This is a genomic window from Rhodophyticola porphyridii (assembly GCF_003688285.1).
Classification (GTDB): Bacteria; Pseudomonadota; Alphaproteobacteria; order Rhodobacterales; family Rhodobacteraceae; genus Rhodophyticola; species Rhodophyticola porphyridii.
In genome coordinates, this window is sequence record NZ_RCNT01000001.1 from 301,123 (window position 1) to 317,015 (window position 15,893).

The 15,893-nt window shown below is 63.5% G+C and carries 15 protein-coding genes; 9 read left to right on the forward strand and 6 right to left on the reverse strand.

All coding sequences use genetic code 11. From position 1 onward, the window contains the following. Window positions 1-4: 4 nt before the first annotated feature. The 3 genes from D9R08_RS01515 to D9R08_RS01525 all read right to left on the reverse strand — a co-directional run bounded on the left by D9R08_RS01515 (window position 5) and on the right by D9R08_RS01525 (window position 3,089). Window positions 5-994, reverse strand: a complete 990-nt coding sequence (locus D9R08_RS01515; RefSeq protein ID WP_121896794.1) for a serine hydrolase domain-containing protein — start codon at window positions 992-994, stop codon at window positions 5-7. 175 nt (window positions 995-1,169) lie between these two features. Next, complete coding sequence (locus tag D9R08_RS01520) at window positions 1,170-2,225, reverse strand: ABC transporter ATP-binding protein (RefSeq protein WP_121896231.1); 1,056 nt, start codon at window positions 2,223-2,225, stop codon at window positions 1,170-1,172. 3 nt (window positions 2,226-2,228) lie between these two features. Beyond that, a complete protein-coding gene (locus tag D9R08_RS01525) occupies window positions 2,229-3,089 on the reverse strand; it encodes an IclR family transcriptional regulator (protein ID WP_121896232.1) in 861 nt (286 codons plus the stop codon). Window positions 3,090-3,218: 129 nt separating this feature from the next. Here D9R08_RS01525 and D9R08_RS01530 point away from each other — a divergent pair, with 129 nt between their 5' ends. The 9 genes from D9R08_RS01530 to D9R08_RS01570 all read left to right on the forward strand — a co-directional run bounded on the left by D9R08_RS01530 (window position 3,219) and on the right by D9R08_RS01570 (window position 13,677). Further along, window positions 3,219-4,484, forward strand: coding sequence for an ABC transporter substrate-binding protein (locus tag D9R08_RS01530; protein WP_121896233.1), 1,266 nt, complete (start codon window positions 3,219-3,221; stop codon window positions 4,482-4,484). Between the two features lie 176 nt (window positions 4,485-4,660). After that, complete coding sequence (locus D9R08_RS01535; protein WP_121896234.1) at window positions 4,661-5,596, forward strand: carbohydrate ABC transporter permease; 936 nt, start codon at window positions 4,661-4,663, stop codon at window positions 5,594-5,596. A gap of 3 nt (window positions 5,597-5,599) precedes the next feature. Next, window positions 5,600-6,448, forward strand: a complete 849-nt coding sequence (locus D9R08_RS01540; protein WP_121896235.1) for a carbohydrate ABC transporter permease — start codon at window positions 5,600-5,602, stop codon at window positions 6,446-6,448. A gap of 16 nt (window positions 6,449-6,464) precedes the next feature. Next, window positions 6,465-8,639, forward strand: coding sequence for an alpha-galactosidase (locus D9R08_RS01545; RefSeq protein ID WP_121896236.1), 2,175 nt, complete (start codon window positions 6,465-6,467; stop codon window positions 8,637-8,639). A gap of 17 nt (window positions 8,640-8,656) precedes the next feature. Continuing rightward, window positions 8,657-9,421: an SDR family NAD(P)-dependent oxidoreductase gene (locus D9R08_RS01550; RefSeq protein WP_121896795.1), complete on the forward strand. Its 765-nt coding sequence runs from the start codon at window positions 8,657-8,659 to the stop codon at window positions 9,419-9,421. Then, window positions 9,418-10,335 carry a 2-dehydro-3-deoxygalactonokinase gene (locus D9R08_RS01555; protein WP_121896237.1) on the forward strand — a complete coding sequence of 306 codons (918 nt, stop codon included), beginning with the start codon at window positions 9,418-9,420 and terminating at the stop codon, window positions 10,333-10,335. The genes D9R08_RS01550 and D9R08_RS01555 overlap by 4 nt, the downstream gene beginning before the upstream one ends. Beyond that, window positions 10,332-10,937 carry a 2-dehydro-3-deoxy-6-phosphogalactonate aldolase gene (locus tag D9R08_RS01560; protein ID WP_121896238.1) on the forward strand — a complete coding sequence of 202 codons (606 nt, stop codon included), beginning with the start codon at window positions 10,332-10,334 and terminating at the stop codon, window positions 10,935-10,937. The genes D9R08_RS01555 and D9R08_RS01560 overlap by 4 nt, the downstream gene beginning before the upstream one ends. Beyond that, on the forward strand, window positions 10,934-11,785 hold the full coding sequence (locus D9R08_RS01565) for an SMP-30/gluconolactonase/LRE family protein (RefSeq protein WP_121896239.1): 852 nt from the start codon (window positions 10,934-10,936) through the stop codon (window positions 11,783-11,785). Before D9R08_RS01560 ends, D9R08_RS01565 begins: the two co-directional genes overlap by 4 nt. Continuing rightward, the gene (locus tag D9R08_RS01570) at window positions 11,782-13,677 is read left to right on the forward strand and encodes a beta-galactosidase (protein ID WP_121896240.1); all 1,896 of its coding nucleotides are present in this window, start codon (window positions 11,782-11,784) and stop codon (window positions 13,675-13,677) included. Before D9R08_RS01565 ends, D9R08_RS01570 begins: the two co-directional genes overlap by 4 nt. Here the strand turns inward: D9R08_RS01570 and D9R08_RS01575 are convergent. Genes D9R08_RS01575 through D9R08_RS01585 form a run of 3 tightly spaced genes read right to left on the reverse strand, consistent with a single transcriptional unit; the run spans window position 13,674 to window position 15,819 of the window. Continuing rightward, window positions 13,674-14,603, reverse strand: a complete 930-nt coding sequence (locus tag D9R08_RS01575) for an isopenicillin N synthase family dioxygenase (RefSeq protein WP_121896241.1) — start codon at window positions 14,601-14,603, stop codon at window positions 13,674-13,676. The two genes, D9R08_RS01570 and D9R08_RS01575, sit on opposite strands and share 4 nt — an antisense overlap. Next, window positions 14,600-15,235: an NAD(P)H-dependent oxidoreductase gene (locus tag D9R08_RS01580; RefSeq protein WP_121896242.1), complete on the reverse strand. Its 636-nt coding sequence runs from the start codon at window positions 15,233-15,235 to the stop codon at window positions 14,600-14,602. Before D9R08_RS01580 ends, D9R08_RS01575 begins: the two co-directional genes overlap by 4 nt. Window positions 15,236-15,237: 2 nt before the next feature. Continuing rightward, complete coding sequence (locus D9R08_RS01585) at window positions 15,238-15,819, reverse strand: NAD(P)H-dependent oxidoreductase (protein WP_233557152.1); 582 nt, start codon at window positions 15,817-15,819, stop codon at window positions 15,238-15,240. Between the last annotated feature and the right edge of the window lie 74 nt (window positions 15,820-15,893).

Below are 15,893 nucleotides of genomic sequence, written 5' to 3' on the forward strand. Positions count from 1 at the left end.
GCGGTCATGCGGTGGCGAAATCGGCGACCGCGTGATCCACCAGCGCGCGCAGATCGCTGAAGTATCCGCCGGATCGCGCGGGCAGAGTCGGATCGGACGTGATGGAAATAGACATGTCCAGCGCGGGCACCACCACCAGCATCTGGCCGCCGTAGCCCCGGCCGTAGCAGGCCTGCTGACCGGCAAAGCTGGTGAGGAACCAGCCATAGCCATAGGCATCGCCCGACCAGCGCGAGCGCCCCCGCGGCTGCCAGGAGGTGCGGATCCATTCGGCGCTCACCACCTGCTCGTCGCCGACGCGACCTTCATTGAGAACCAGTTCGCCGATCCGCGCCAGATCGCCCGGCGTCATTGCCATCTCGTTGCCCCCGAGATAGCGGCCCTGACGGTCCTGCACCCAGGGCGGGAACGCGATGCCCATCGGCGCGCCAAGCCATACGCGGGCCATCTCCAGCAGGCTGAGACCACTGGCCTGCGACAGCGCCGCGCCAAGAATGTGCCACGATCCGGTGGAATAGATGAAGCGTCCGCCCGGCCTGCTGACCAGATCGCGGGTCAGCGCGTAATCGACCCAGTCGCGGCTGGCGATCCAGGCACCGTAATTCTCGCCCGAGGTGCTTTCCAGCCCGGCCCGCATGGACAGAAGATCGCCGATGGTCAGATCGTCCCGCGCGTCGCCGAAGGGCGCGCGCCCCAAAACGGGCAGAACCCGTTGATCCGCCCCCTCCAGGATGCCGCGGTCGATGGCGATGCCGGTCAGCGTGGCAAGAACGGTTTTCGAGACGGATTTGATATTGGCGCTCTGGTCGAGCCTGCGACCGCCGAATGCGTTTGCGAAGCGGGTTTGCCCGCCGATCGTGATGATCAGCGTGCGAAGCTGATCGAGCCTGCCGGCATGGGTTGTCAGATCGTCTGGGCGGGGCGGCGTCTGCGCCAGAAGCGCAGGTGCGGCCAGCGTTGCGGGCAAAGCCCCAAGCAAGGTGCGGCGAGACATCAAGCGGCGCATGAACGGGGTGCCTGTGGTGTTGTTCGACCTCTTAGAACCTAGCTAAACCCGAACTGTCCCGAAGTCCAATATCTTGTGGCCGAAGGTGGGTAACGCCTCCGTTGGTTGTGTGACATGCCGGGTTTTCGGGCCGTGACGGAGCGTGTTGCCAACGTGGCGGGCGTTATCGCAGGCGCAGGCCGGATTCCGCGTCGAAGAACAGTGGTGCGTCGGCATCGAAGCTGAGCCCTACGGTGCTGCCGGGTGCGGGCGCGTTCTGATCATGGGCTTCGACGATGATGCGCGTGCCGTCCTGCGCCGTCAGATAATGATAGGCCACGCCGCCAAGCTGTTCGCTGAGATCCACACGATGGGTTTCCCCTTCCACGATCTTCAGATGCTGCGGTCGCAGGCCCACGGTTACCGCGCCGGTGCCGATATTGGTGAGGCCCGGAGCCATTTCCGCGCCGCCGAGGCCCGGCACGGTCACCAGCCCCGCGGCGGCCTGACCGGGGAAGAAATTCATCGCCGGCGAGCCGATGAAGCCTGCCACGAACTGATTGTCCGGATCGTTGTAGAGATCCAGCGGACGCCCGGCCTGTTCGATGATGCCGGCGCGCAGAACCACGATCTTGTCGGCCAGCGTCATCGCCTCCACCTGATCATGGGTGACATAGATCATCGTGGCGCCGATTTCCTGATGCAGACGCGCGATTTCCACCCGCATCTCGACCCGCAATTCGGCGTCCAGATTGGACAAGGGCTCGTCGAAGAGGAACACCTCGGGCCCGCGCACGATGGCTCGACCGATGGCAACACGCTGCCGCTGGCCCCCCGACAGGGCCTTGGGTTTGCGGGTCAGATAGTCGTCGAGCTTCAGGACGCGGGAGGCCTCGGTTACCTTTTTCCTGATCTCTTCCTTCGGATGGCCGTTCATCTTGAGACCGAAACCCATGTTCTCGGCCACGGTCATGTGTGGATAAAGCGCGTAGGTCTGGAACACCATCGCCACGCCGCGATCTGCGGGGTCCATATGGGTGACGTCGCGGTCGCCGATCTCGATCCTGCCGCCCGTGGTCTCCTCCAGCCCGGCCACCATGCGCAACAGCGTGGATTTCCCGCAGCCGGACGGCCCGACGAAAACGCAGAAATCGCCGTGATCGATTTGCAGATCGACGCCATGGATGACCTGCACGTCACCGTATTTCTTCACGACATTGCTGAGTGTGACGCCTGACATGGGTTATCCCCTCCCGATTTTCGGTGTGGTGTCCGCATCGGGAAAGCGCCAGCTTTGCGCCTCCTCTGCGATGGCTTGCGCGGTTCGCCGGATAAGCGGCACATGATCTTCCAGCGCGTCGAGAGAGGTGCGTTCTGTCGAGGATGTGACCGACAGCGCCCCGAGAACCCGGCTACTCGCGGTAAGAATCGGAAGCGCGACGCAGATGATGCCCGGCTCGTGCTCTTCCCTGTCGAAGGCGTATCCGCGCGACCGGATGCGCGCCAGTTCGGTGCGAAGCGCGGCTTCGGAGGCAAGCGTGTTCGGCGTGAACCTGTGAAAGGATTGCTGGGCCAGTATGGGCGAGAGGTCGTCCTCGGGCAGAAAGGCGATCATCGCCTTGCCCACACCGGTGCAATAGGCCGGGCCGACCTTGCCCGCCTGCGAATACATCGGCAGCGGGTCACGCGCGTTACGCTTGTCGACATAGAGAACCTGGGCCGCGTCAAGCTGCGCCAGATGCACGGTTTCCCCCACGGCTTCACTCAGCAGGTCGATATGGGGCCGAGCAATGGGGGCAAGCGACGAGGTCTGCCATGCCGCATGGGCCAGCCGGACCAGCCGGATGCCAAGCGTATAGGTCTGCCGTTCGGGCTCGTAGGCCAGCATGCCCTGATTGGTGAGGGTTTGCAGAAACCGGTAGAGCGTGGCCTTGGGATAGGGGCTTTGCGAGAGCAATTCGCCGAACCGGACCGGACGGCCGAACCCGGCCACTTCGTCCAGAACGCCAAGCGCCTTGCCCACGGTTCCGTCACCGGGTTTGTCTCCGTCACCGGGTTTGTCGCCGGAATTGTTCGCGGCATGTCCCAAAACTGTTCCTCCCATCGCGTCCTCCGTTCTCGGTCGGCACTCTGGCGGTGCGGAGGAAACTGTTGACAAGCCTAAGCCGAGTCGCGTTATGATTTCAACATAAGAAACTAAGTTTCACATAATGGAACCAATCGGGAGGAAACCATGCGGTCCATCTTTACCACCGGCGCTGCTGCCCTGGCGGCGGCCACCATCCTGTCTGGCTCGGCTTTTGCCGAGAGCCACGCGGCGCTTTCGGGCGATCTTGTGATCTTCTCGGACATGTCCAACCCCGCGCCCCGCGCGGTGATGGAAGGCATGGTCGAGCGGTTCGGCGAAATGCACCCCGATCTGAACATCGAACTGACGATCATCGACCGGGAAGCCTACAAGACGCAGATCCGAAACTTCCTTCAGGCCAACCCGCCCGATGTGGCGAACTGGTATGCGGGCAACCGGATGCTGCCCTATGTGGAGGCGGGCCTATTCACCGATATCTCCGATCTCTGGGAAGAGGGCGGGCTGACCGAGACTCTGGCTTCCACGCAGGCCTCGATGACGATCGGCGACGGCATTTATGGCGTGCCCTACACCTATTACCAATGGGGTGTTTACTACCGCGAGGACATCTTCGAAGAACTTGGGCTTGAAGCGCCCGAGACCTGGGATGAGGAGATTGCGAACTGCCAGGCGATCATCGATTCCGGCCGGTTCTGCTATACCATCGGCACCAAGTTCCTTTGGACCGCCGGCGGCTGGTTCGACTATCTGAACATGCGCACCAACGGTTATGATTTCCACATGGCGCTGACCAATGGCGAGATCCCGTGGACCGATGATCGTGTCCGGGCCACATTCGCCAACTGGCAGCAACTGATCGACATGGGCGCGTTTCTGGAAAATCACCAGACCTACAGCTGGCAGGAAGCGCTGCCCTTCATGGTCAACGGCGAAGCGGCGGCCTATCTGATGGGCAACTTTGCCGTGGCGCCGATGCGCGAGGCGGGGCTCACCGACGATCAGATCGGGTTCTACCAGTTCCCGCAGATCGATCCCTCGATCGAAATGGCCGAAGATGCGCCAACCGATACGTTCCACATCCCCTCCGGCGCCAATAACGTGGAGGCGGCGCGGGCCTTCTTGCTGTTCGTGACCTCGGCGGAAAACCAGACGCTGATCAACGGCGGCGATGGTCTTGGCCAGTTGCCGGTGAACTCCCAGTCCTCCGTCGATGACGACGAGTTCCTGAATGCCGGGTTCGAGATGCTGAGCCAGAACAGCCCCGGCGGTATCGCGCAATTCTTCGACCGGGACGCCCCGGCGGAGATGGCACAGGTGGCGATGCAGGGGTTCCAGACCTTCATGGTCGACCCCTCCTCGCTCGACTCGGTTCTCGACCGCCTGGAACAGGCGCGCCAGCGCTTTTATTGAGGATGCGAATGGGGGTGAGCCCCTTGGCCCATCCCCGTGGATCTGCGGCTCGCCGGTTTCCGGATCGGCGGGCCACCCTACCGGACCCAGGCCGATATGCATCGGCTGTGTCTCTGGATCATCCGCGGTGCGTGCAGCCTGCGTGAATCGCTCGCCGGAGGGCTCCCGCCATGACCATGACAGCCATGCCTGAAACCGAGATTGCCGCGCCTCCGCGCCGGTTCCGCCAGCAGGCCATCGCGCCTTGGCTGTTCCTTCTGCCCGGCCTCCTGTTTTTCTCGGTCTATGTCATCGTCCCGATTTTCCAGAGCTTCCAGATATCGTTCTACGATTGGAACGGGCTGGACCGGCCCGATGGCACCAGCACGGCGGTTTATGTCGGTCTGGAGAATTACCGCGATCTTTGGGACGATCCCGATTTCTGGACATCGCTCAGAAACAACGCGATCTGGCTGGTCCTCTATCTTCTGGCGATCCCCGGCGGTCTGTTCATCGCGCTTTTCCTGAACCAGACTGTCACCGGCATCCGCCTTTACAAATCCCTGTTCTTCTTTCCGTTCGTGATCAGCCAGGTGGTCGTGGGCCTTGTCTTCACATGGTTCTACGACCCGACTTTCGGCATGATCAACGAGCTATTGGGCCTTGTCGGTCTGGGCCCGGTGAACATTCTGGGCGATACGCGCTATGCCACATACGGCATCATCGCTGCCGGCCTCTGGCCGCAGACGGCCTATTGCATGATCCTCTATCTCACGGGCCTGAATGCGGTGGATCCGGAACAGATCGAGGCGGCGCGGCTGGACGGTGCCAAGGGTCCCAAGATGCTGTGGTACGTGGTGCTGCCGCAGCTTCGGCCGGCGACCTTCATCGCCTTCGTCGTCACGGTGATCGGGGCGCTGCGTTCCTTCGATCTGATCTCGATCATGACCGATGGCGGGCCCGGCTTCTACTCCACCAGCGTTCTGGCTTTCTACATGTGGGACGTCGCGCTCAGCGAGTTCGGGTTCCGGATGGGCTATGGAAGCGCCATCGCGGTCATCCTCTTCCTGATTATGCTGATCTATATCGCGGGCTTCCTGTGGAAGATGTACCGCGACGAGAAGGGGGTCTGAGAGATGTTTCCGACGCCTATCGCAAAAACATCCCGCACTTGGCAGCTAACCTATCAGACTTTGCTGCCTGTCGCGATGGTCCTGTGGCTGTTGCCGCTTCTGGCGGTGATGTGGTTTTCCATCAAACCCGGCGCCGATTTCACCACCGGCAACTATTGGGGCCGGCCAAGCAGCTTCGAGGGATTTGCCAATTACTTCCTCGTGTTCACCGGGTCGGACATGCCGCGATATCTGTGGAATTCGGTGATGATCACGGTGCCGACCGTGGCGGGCGCGGTAGCGCTTTCCTGCATGACCGGGTTCGCGCTGGGCGTTTATCGCTTCAAGGGCAATCTCCTGATCTTCTTCATGTTCGTGGCCGGTAACTTCGTGCCATTCCAGATCCTGATGGTGCCCGTGCGCGACCTGACGCTGGATATGGGGCTCTATGACACCCGCATCGGGCTCGTTCTGTTTCACATCGCCTTTCAGACCGGGTTCTGTACCTTGTTCATGCGCAATTTCATCCGGGCGTTGCCGCGGGAACTGATCGAAGCGGCGCGCGTCGAAGGGGTCAGCGAATGGCGCATCTTCTGGTATGTGGTCCTGCCGCTGATGCGGCCCGCGATTGCGGCGCTGGCGGTGCTGATCTTCACCTTCATCTGGAACGATTACTTCTGGGCGGTGGTCTTGACCCAGAGCCCCGAAAGCCAGCCGGTCACCGCCGGGATCACCAGCTTTAACGCGCAGTACCGGGCGATGTATCACCTGATGAGCGCGGGCAGCATCGTGGCGGCGATCCCGCCCGTGGCAATGTTTTTCGCCATGCAGAAACACTTCATAGCGGGCCTGACGCTGGGGGCCGTGAAATAACGATCTGGGTACCTTGATGGCGAGTTTTCCCGACAGCGCGGATATCCCTTCGGCCCCGGCGCATGCGCCGGTTGACGACCGCGCGGTCCTGCCTGTCCGCGGCGAGGCGCGGACATGGCGGCTGGACGATGGCGGGCGGCAGACGCTTGTGCTGGCCGCCCATGGCGACCGCCTGCCGCAAGTCGTTTATTGGGGCGCCCCGCTGCCCGATGATGAGGATCTGGCCACGCTGCACGCGGCCCATGCGATCGACGTGACCGGCGGTATGCTGGACGAAAACCCCGATCTGTCGCTCTGCCCCGAGGCTGTGCGAACGTTTCCGGGCCAGCCCGGGCTGATCCTGCGTGCGGGCGACGGTACGCCGCTTTTGCCGAAATTCTGCTTCATCGCCGAGGAAGGCGACGGGCAGAGCCTGCGGCTGATTTTCGCGGATGCCGAGAACGGCCTGACGCTGACATTTTTTTTCCTGGCCGATACCAGCACGCGGGTCATCACCGCGCGGTCGCGTCTGGATGCGTCGGACCCGGTACATCTGCACTGGCTGGCGGCGCCGGTTCTGCCCGCGCCGCAGCAAAGCGTGGAGATGATTGATGTCTCGGGGCGCTGGTGCGGCGAGTTTCAGTTGAATCGCACACCCTGGTCCGCCGGGATGCGATATCGCGAAAACCGCACCGGACGGACAGGGCATGAGCATTTTCCGGGCCTTCTGGTCCCCTGCATCGGGTGCAGCAATACTACCGGGGAGGCCTATGGCTTCCATTACGGCTGGTCCGGCGGGCACAAGATGATCGCCGAGGAGTTGCCCGATGGGCGGCGTCAGGTGCAGTTCGGCCATGCCGCGCGGATGGAAACCAGGCCTGCGAAACGCTTCGAAAGCGCCGCGCTCTACATCACTTATTCCGCAAGCGGGCTGAACGGTTGCGCGGTCGCGTTTCAACGTCACCTCCGGGACAGGATCGTGAACTGGCCAAAGCCTGCGGTCCCGCGGCCGGTGCATTACAATTGCTGGGAGGCCGTCTATTTCGACCACTCGCTTCCGGTTCTGAAGGATATCGCGAGCCGTGCGGCCGATCTGGGGGCGGAGCGGTTCGTGCTTGATGACGGATGGTTCGGCCAGCGCGATGACGATACCCGCTCCCTGAGCGATTGGGAGGTCGATGCGCGCAAGTATCCCGAAGGACTCGACCCGCTGATCCGACATGTCCACGGGCTTGGAATGAGCTTCGGGATCTGGTTCGAACCCGAGATGATCAACCCCGACAGCGACATTCACCGGGCCCATCCCGACTGGGCCCTTGGCGGCGAGGACCAGACGCTCGGGCGCCAGCAGAAAGCGCTGAACATGGCGCTGCCGGAGGTGCGCGACTTCATCTATGATCGGATGGCCGCCATCCTCTCGGCGCACGAGATCGACTATGTCAAATGGGACCATAACCGGGTTCTGCCGATGCCCGATGCGGACCAGACCCGTGGATCCTATGCCTTGATCGACCGGCTGCGCGCGGATTTCCCCGAGGTGGAGATCGAAAGCTGCGCCTCGGGTGGGGGGCGGATAGATTTCGGGATCATGAAACGGACTCAGCGTGTCTGGCTAAGCGACAGCAACGATGCGTTGGAGCGTCTTCGGATCCAGCATGACGCGGCGCTGTTTCTGCCGATGGTCGTCACCGGCTCCCATGTGGGACCTCGGCGCTGCCACACCTCGGGGCGTGTTCTGGATATCGCTTTCCGGGCCTGGGTGGCGGCACAGCGGCATATGGGCTTCGAGATGGATCCGCGTGAGCTGGACACCCGCGAAGCCGCCGTTCTCAGGCAAGTCACCGCGTGGTGGAAAGCCAACCGCGACTGGATGGCGGGCGCGGATATCCTCCGGCTGGACAGCGCCGACCCCGCCGTTCTTGCAGAGCAGCAGATGACCCGCGAGGGTGACAGGTTCGTGATCTTTGCGGGCAAGGCCGCGACCTCGACCCAGATCTCGCCGCGGCCCCTGCGGCTGACGGCGCTGGACCCGCCCGCGCGTTACCGGATCAGGTTTCTGAACCGGGCCGGCATTCCGGCGCTGAGCCGGGGGGAGCCGGTGCTCAAGACCGGACCGATCGAGGTTTCCGGCGCGTGGCTGATGCATCATGGTTTGGTTCTGCCCTGGGCCTTTCCGGAAACCATGTGGGTAATCGAAGGAGAACGGTTGTGATATCGGACCCGACGGAGATGACGGCCATTTTTCCCGACCTCAAAGGCGCCTCGGTGTTCATCACCGGCGGCGGGTCGGGCATTGGCGCGGCCCTGACCGAAGGGTTCTTGCGGCAAGGCGCGCAGGTGGCGTTCGTGCAGCGCTCCGACGCATCGGAGTTTGTGGCGCAGATGGAGATCGATACAGGTGCGCGCCCGCATTTCATGCCATGCGACATCACCGATGTTTCTCGGCTGAGAGCCTGTATCGCAGAAGCCGCCGAGGTGAACGGGCCCGTCACCGTTCTGGTCAACAACGCCGCAAATGACAGGCGGCACGCGACCGAAGACGTGACCGAGGAGTTCTGGGACTGGTCGCAGGCGATCAATCTCAAGGCCTATTTCTTTGCCTGCCAGGCCGTAATCGACGGTATGCGCAAGGCCGGCGGTGGTGCGATCGTGAACTTTTCGTCAGTATCCTACATGATGGGGAATGCGGGCTATCCGGCCTATACGACCGCCAATGGCGGCATCACCGCGATGACCCGGAGCCTCGCCCGGGAATTCGGCCCGGACGGTATCCGCGCCAACGCCCTGCTGCCTGGCTGGGTTCTGACCGACAAGCAGCTTGAGATGTGGGCCAGCCCCGAGGATCTTGCCGCACATATGGAAAAGCAATGCCTCAAGGCGCATCTGGCGCCGGCCGATATCGTGGGCGGAACACTGTTCCTGGCCTCCGAGGCCAGCCGTATGATGACCGGCCAGTCCCTGGTGATCGACGGTGGCGTGGTGTTTCCGGGATGAGCGGCGAGGCTGCATATGCCGACTGGATCGCGGTGGACTGGGGCACCTCGCGGCTGCGGGTCTGGGCGATGTCGCGGGAGGGTGTGGCGCGCGCCCGGGCCAGTTCCGAAGACGGCATGAACGGGCTTGCCCGCGATGCGTTCGAACCGGCCCTGCTGCATCTGATAGAGCCATGGCTGGGAACCGGGCAGGTTTCGGTTCTTGCCTGCGGTATGGTCGGCTCCCGGCAGGGGTGGGCGGAGGTGCCCTATCAGCCGGTGCCCTGTGTGCCCGGGGCGCTCAAACCGGTTGCCGTGCCTACACGGGACGCGCGGATTCGGCTGTTCATCATGCCGGGCATGAGCCAGATGACACCCGCCGACGTGATGCGTGGCGAGGAAACCCAGATCGCCGGTTTTCTTACAGAAGAGCCGGCGTTTGACGGTGTGCTGTGCCTGCCCGGCACACATACCAAATGGGTTCATATCAGCGCCGGTGAAGTGGTCAGCTTCCAGACCTTCATGACGGGGGAGCTGTTCCGGCTCCTGTCCGAGCAGAGCGTGTTGCGGCACGGGGTTTCACGGGAGAACATGGATGGCGCGCGCTTCACGTCTGCGGTGTCGGACGCGCTGTCGCGGCCCGAGAGGATGGCGCAGCGCCTGTTCGCCATCCGCGCCGAAGGTGTCTTGCAGGGTCTGACGCCCGAGGCGGCCCGGGGACAGCTTTCGGGAGGACTGATCGGGGCTGAACTTGCCGCGGCGCGCCCTTACTGGCTGGGCCAGCAGGTGGTGGTTGCGGGCGCGCCCGCGCTTGCCGCGCTCTATGTCGAGGCGCTTGCGTCGCAAGGTGCCACGGCGCGGATGCTGGATGCCGGTCCGCTGACCCGAACCGGATTGGCGCGCGCCTATCTGACCCTCGCGGAGACAACATCATGAGCCGGCCCCTCATCGCGATCCTGCGGGGCATAACGCCTTCCGAAGCCGCGCCGGTCGCTGACGTGCTGATCGCGGCGGGTATCGACCGGATCGAGGTGCCGCTGAACTCGCCCGACCCTTTGGACAGCATCGCCGTGATGGTGCAGAGCTTTGGCCGGGACGCGCTGATCGGTGCGGGAACCGTGTTGACCCGACAGGACGTGGCGCATGTGGCCGGTGCGGGCGGGCGGCTGATCGTCTCTCCCAATTTCGATGCCGAGGTGGTGGCGGCCACGAAGGCGGCGGGTATGCAAAGCTTTCCCGGGGTGCTGACCCCGACGGAATGCTTTGTAGCTCTGAAAGCGGGCGCCGATGGATTGAAGGTCTTTCCCAGTCATCTGATGGGGTTCGACGGGCTGAAGGCGTTGCGTGCGGTACTGCCGCGGGGCGTGCAGGTTTACATGGTCGGCGGTGTCGGGCCCGCGAATTTCGCGGACTGGATCGCCGCCAGCGCCGACGGTTTCGGGCTTGGCACGGGCATTTATACGCCGGGGATGCAGGTGGCCGATGTCGCCGCACGCGCCGCGGAGATCGTCGCGGCCTTCGACGAGGCATCGGGATGACAGCCGAGGTTTTCGATGACCGACGGAGTATTCTGGGCGAGGGGGCGCTGTGGCACCCCCGGCTGGAGCGCTTGTTCTGGTTCGATATCATGGGCAAGCGGCTGTTTTCACGGATGGGCGGGGAGCGGCAGGAATGGACGTTCGATCGTCATGCATCAGCGGCGGGCTGGGTGGATGACAGCACGCTGCTGGTCGCCACGGAACGGGACCTGATCCGTTTCGATATCCTGACAGGCGCGTCGGACGTGGTCGTGCCGCTGGAGGCCAGCAATGCCCTAACGCGCTCCAATGACGGGCGCGCCGACCCCTATGGCGGATTCTGGATAGGGACCATGGGCAAAATGGCCGATGCCGGGGCGGGCAAGATCTATCGCTATTATCAGGGCGAGATCAGGCCGCTTTATGACGGTATCACCATCCCCAACGCGATTTGCTTCACCCCGGACGGGCGGCAGGCCTGTTTCGCCGACACTGATAAACGGCTGGTCTGGCGGGTCTCGCTGAATGAGGAGGGCTGGCCAAGGGGGGAGCCGGAGATCTATCTTGATCACCGGGCGGCAGGGGTCAATCCCGATGGCGCCGTGATTGATGCGGAGGGATGCTTCGTCTGCGCCGAATGGGGCGGCTGGAGCGTGGGACGGTACGATTCCGGCGGCACTCTTATAGAAGAATTCTCCGTCCCGGTGGAGCAGCCATCCTGCCCTGCCTTGGCGGACGGGATCCTCTATGTCACGACGGCCCGGCAGGGTCTGCCCGAGGTTCAAGCCGACTCGCAGCCTCTGGCCGGCATGACCTTCAGGATCGAGACCGGCATGACCGGACAGCAGGAACATCAGGTCATCTTATGAAGCGCACGCTTGGAACCTGTTACTATCCCGAACACTGGACCGAGGATATCTGGGCCGAAGATGCCGCGCGCATGGCCGATCTGGGTCTGACCTGGGTGCGGATCGGGGAGTTCGCGTGGTCCCGGCTGGAGCCTGCCCCGGGCGACCTGCAATTTGGCTGGCTGGATCGGGCCTTCGACACACTGGCGCAGACAGGCCTGAAGATCGTGCTTGGCACGCCGACCGCTACGCCGCCGCGCTGGATGCTGGAGCGGCACCCGGACATGCTGGCCGTGGATGCACAGGGGCGGGCGCGGGGCTTCGGTTCCCGTCGGCACTACTGTTTTTCTCATGACGGGTACCGGGCGGAGGCGGTGCGGATCACAGCCCTGCTTGCCGAGCGCTATGGGCGGCATCCCGCGCTCGGAGCATGGCAGACTGACAATGAATACGGCTGCCACGATACCGTCCTGTCCTATTCCGAAGCGGCGCGCCGCGCGTTCCGCGATTGGCTGGCGCAGCGGTATCAGTCACCGGACGCTTTGAACCGGGCCTGGGGCAATGTCTTCTGGTCGATGGAATACCGCGATTTCGATGAAATAGAACTGCCCAATCTGACGGTGACCGAACCCAACCCGGCCCATGCGATGGATTTCCGCCGCTTCAGTTCGGATCAGGTCGCGCGATTCAACGCAGCACAGGTCGAGACGATCCGGGCCCACTCCGACGCGCCGATCAGTCACAATTACATGGGCCGGATCACGGAATTCGATCATTTCGCGACCGGGCGGCAGTTGGACATTGCCACCTGGGACAGTTACCCGCTGGGGTTTCTGGAAGACCGCCTTGAGGAGGCGGATGCCCACAAGCGTCGCTATGCGCGGCAGGGCGACCCGGATTTTCAGGCCTTTCACCACGACCTTTACCGAAGCGTCGGCCATGGCCGGTGGTGGGTGATGGAACAACAGCCCGGTCCGGTGAACTGGGCACCGCATAACCCCGCGCCTCTGCCGGGCATGATCCGGTTCTGGACATGGGAGGCATTTGCCCATGGCGCCGAAGCGGTCTGCTACTTCCGCTGGCGTCAGGCACCCTTCGCGCAGGAGCAGATGCATGCCGGTCTGCTCCGGCCCGATCATGCCGAGGCCGTCGGCCATGCTGAGGTGGCTGCGGTGGCGGCGGACCTGACCGCGGCACAGGATGTGGAAACGACGAAGGCCCCGGTTGCGCTGATCTTTGATTATCAGGCCGCGTGGAGCTGGGACGTGCAACCACAGGGCAGGGGCTGTGACTACTTCCGTCTGGTGTTCGAGGTCTATCGGGGCCTCAGAAAACTCGGGCTATCGATCGACATCCTGCCACCCGATACGAGGGATTTCACCGACTACGATCTGATATTGGCGCCGGGGCTGGACATGCCCCCGCCCGATCTGATCCCGGCGATTGCGGTGTCGGGTGCGCAGGCGCTTTTCGGTCCGCGTTTCGGCTCAAAGACCGATGCTTTCGCGATCCCGGTTCCATTGCCGCCCGCGATCTCCGGGCTGGATGCGGTGGTTGCGCGGGTTGAAACCCTGCGCCCAGACATGCCCGTGCCGGTGACGGGCGGCGGTGCCATCACGCTCTGGCGTGAACATCTGGAAGGCGGGGCGCAGGTGCTTGACCGTGATGCGGACGGCCTGCCGGTTCTTCTGCGCGCGGGGTCCCTGCATTATCTGGGCGGTTGGCCCGACCCCACCTATCTTGCGCGGGTTCTCACTCGTTTGGCAGGCGCGGCGGGGGTGCTCGTGCGGGAACTGCCCGACGATATTCGCATACGCCAATCCGGTCCGACACTTTTCATCTTCAACCACGGGCCCGATCCGGTCGAGTTCGACGGGACACGTATTCCGCCCGCCGGATTTCTGCGGCGCTAGCTTCGTGCGACCGGGGCGTTATAGGTCGCATCAAGCCGGGACATCAGGTAATCCGCGGCGCGCACGGGCGGATATTTCGGTGCACCGGTGCCGGGCAGGGCCGTCACCACCACATCCGGGTTCGCCTCCACGAAAAATGCGACGGATCGGCGGGCCCGTTTCGGTGGCAAGACCCGATGCGGGGTGGAGACGTAGATATCGTTGGTCCAGCGCATCAGGCAGTCGCCGATATTGACCACGTAGGCCCCGTCGATATGGGGGGCGTCAATCCAGTCTCCGCCGCGCGGGCGCACTTGCAGGCCCGCCTCCCCATCGGTCATCAGAAGCGTGATCGCACCGTAATCGGTATGCGCGCCCGCGCCGATCTCTCCGGCGGCGCCGGTGCCGGGCGGATAGTGCAGCATCCGCAACGCAGCCAGAGGATCGACAAAGGCACTGTCGAAATGGTGCTCATCAAGGCCCAGATCGAGAGCGATGGCGCGGTGGATATCCACGCCAAGCGCCATGGCCGCATCGTAATAGGCCAGCATCGTTTCGCGAAATCCGGGCAGGTTCGGCCATTGGTTCACACCACGAAAAGGTTCCCCCGCCAGCACGCGCGGATCGTCGGCGGCCAGATCAAGGCCCATGTTGAAGCTTTCCTTGCGGTCCGCCTGTCCGCTGCCTTCGTCCAGAGATTCCAGCCCATCGCGGGCCCAGCCCCGGTAATGAGGCGTCTTCAGGATCGATATCACCTCTTTTTCCGATTGCGGCAGGGCGAAGAACAGATCGGCCATCTCGAAGATGCGCGCCGACAGGGATGGGTCAACCCCATGCCCCGTCAGCAGGAAAAACCCCGGCCCCCGCGCCGCCGCGCCCAGATCGGCGACGAACCCGTTGCGATCCTCGCCCGAGGCAAAGCGCTGCCAGTCCAGAATCGGGATCATGCAGGGATCTCCGTCTTGCGTTTGACCGGGGCCGCCTTGCCGATGAGCCGGTCCATCTTGGCGGCGACCCTGGCCAGATGCGCGGCCCGGCTGGCATCGGTCGAACTGTCCATCAGGTAATGCGCGGCAAAGGCGGTTTTGCATCTTCTGGCGCACATCAGCCGCACACCGCGCAGCAAGGTCCGCCTGCCCGGCGCGCCGACGAAACGTGTCAGCCACCAACTGGCCCCGCAGGTCGTGAAGACGCCCATGCGCGTGATATGGGTGAGGCCGGGGCGGATATCCGTGTTGGTTTCGTCGGGCATCCTGAAGGCGACGCCCGGCACCATCACCCGATCCAGCCAGCCTTTCAGCATCGCCGGCAGGCCATACCACCATGTCGGATAGACGAAAATCAGCGTATCACACCATATGACATCGTCGATATCGCCCTGAACGGGGTCCCTGTTCAGGCCTTCATCCTCGTAATTCTCCAACTCCCGACCGCTCAACACCGGGTCGAACCCGTCTGCATAAAGATCCGTCACGCGGATATCGGCGCCTGCGGCCCGGAGCTTGTCCAGCACGACATCCCGCACGGCCGATGTGAAACTGCCCTTCCTCGGGTGGGAATAGATCACCAGCGCGCGCATTTTCAGAACGTCTCCATCTCTTGGCCGACGCGGCTCAGAAACCCGGCGCGCCGGACATCGCTTGCCCGGTTCATGTCATACAGGGCCAGATACCGCATCTTTTCGGGCCTGCACACATGCCAGAGCGCCCTTGTGACGCATTTGCGCGGCGGGTCGCCCGCGAGCAAGGCACGCATCCGCGTGCCGCCATAAGTGGTCACGGCAGCCAGCTTGCGGATATGGGTCAGGTTCGGGCGTACCTTGCCCGCCTCCAGCCGGAATGAGACGCCGGGCAGGAACACACGATCCAGAAACCCCTTCAGGATGGCCGGATAACCGAAGTTCCAGACCGGGAAGACCATCACCAAAGCCTCCGCCGCACGCAACCGCGCGACGTATTCCGCCACCGGCCGGGTGTTGTCTTCCAACGTATGATAGCCGCGGCGTTCGGCCTCCCCCAGAACCGGATCGAAGCCTTCGGCGTTCAGGTCGCAATCATCCACCTGCCAGCCCGCGCCTTGCAGCCGGTCCACCACGCGTTTGTGCAGGGCGGCCGAAAAACTCTCCGCGCAGGGATGCGCGAACAGCACCAGCGCCCGGCTCACCGGTTCCGCCCCGTATCCTGGCCGTACGAGGTTCGTGGGCGGTCCGCGGCGCCGATCCCGCAGCGGATCGAGGT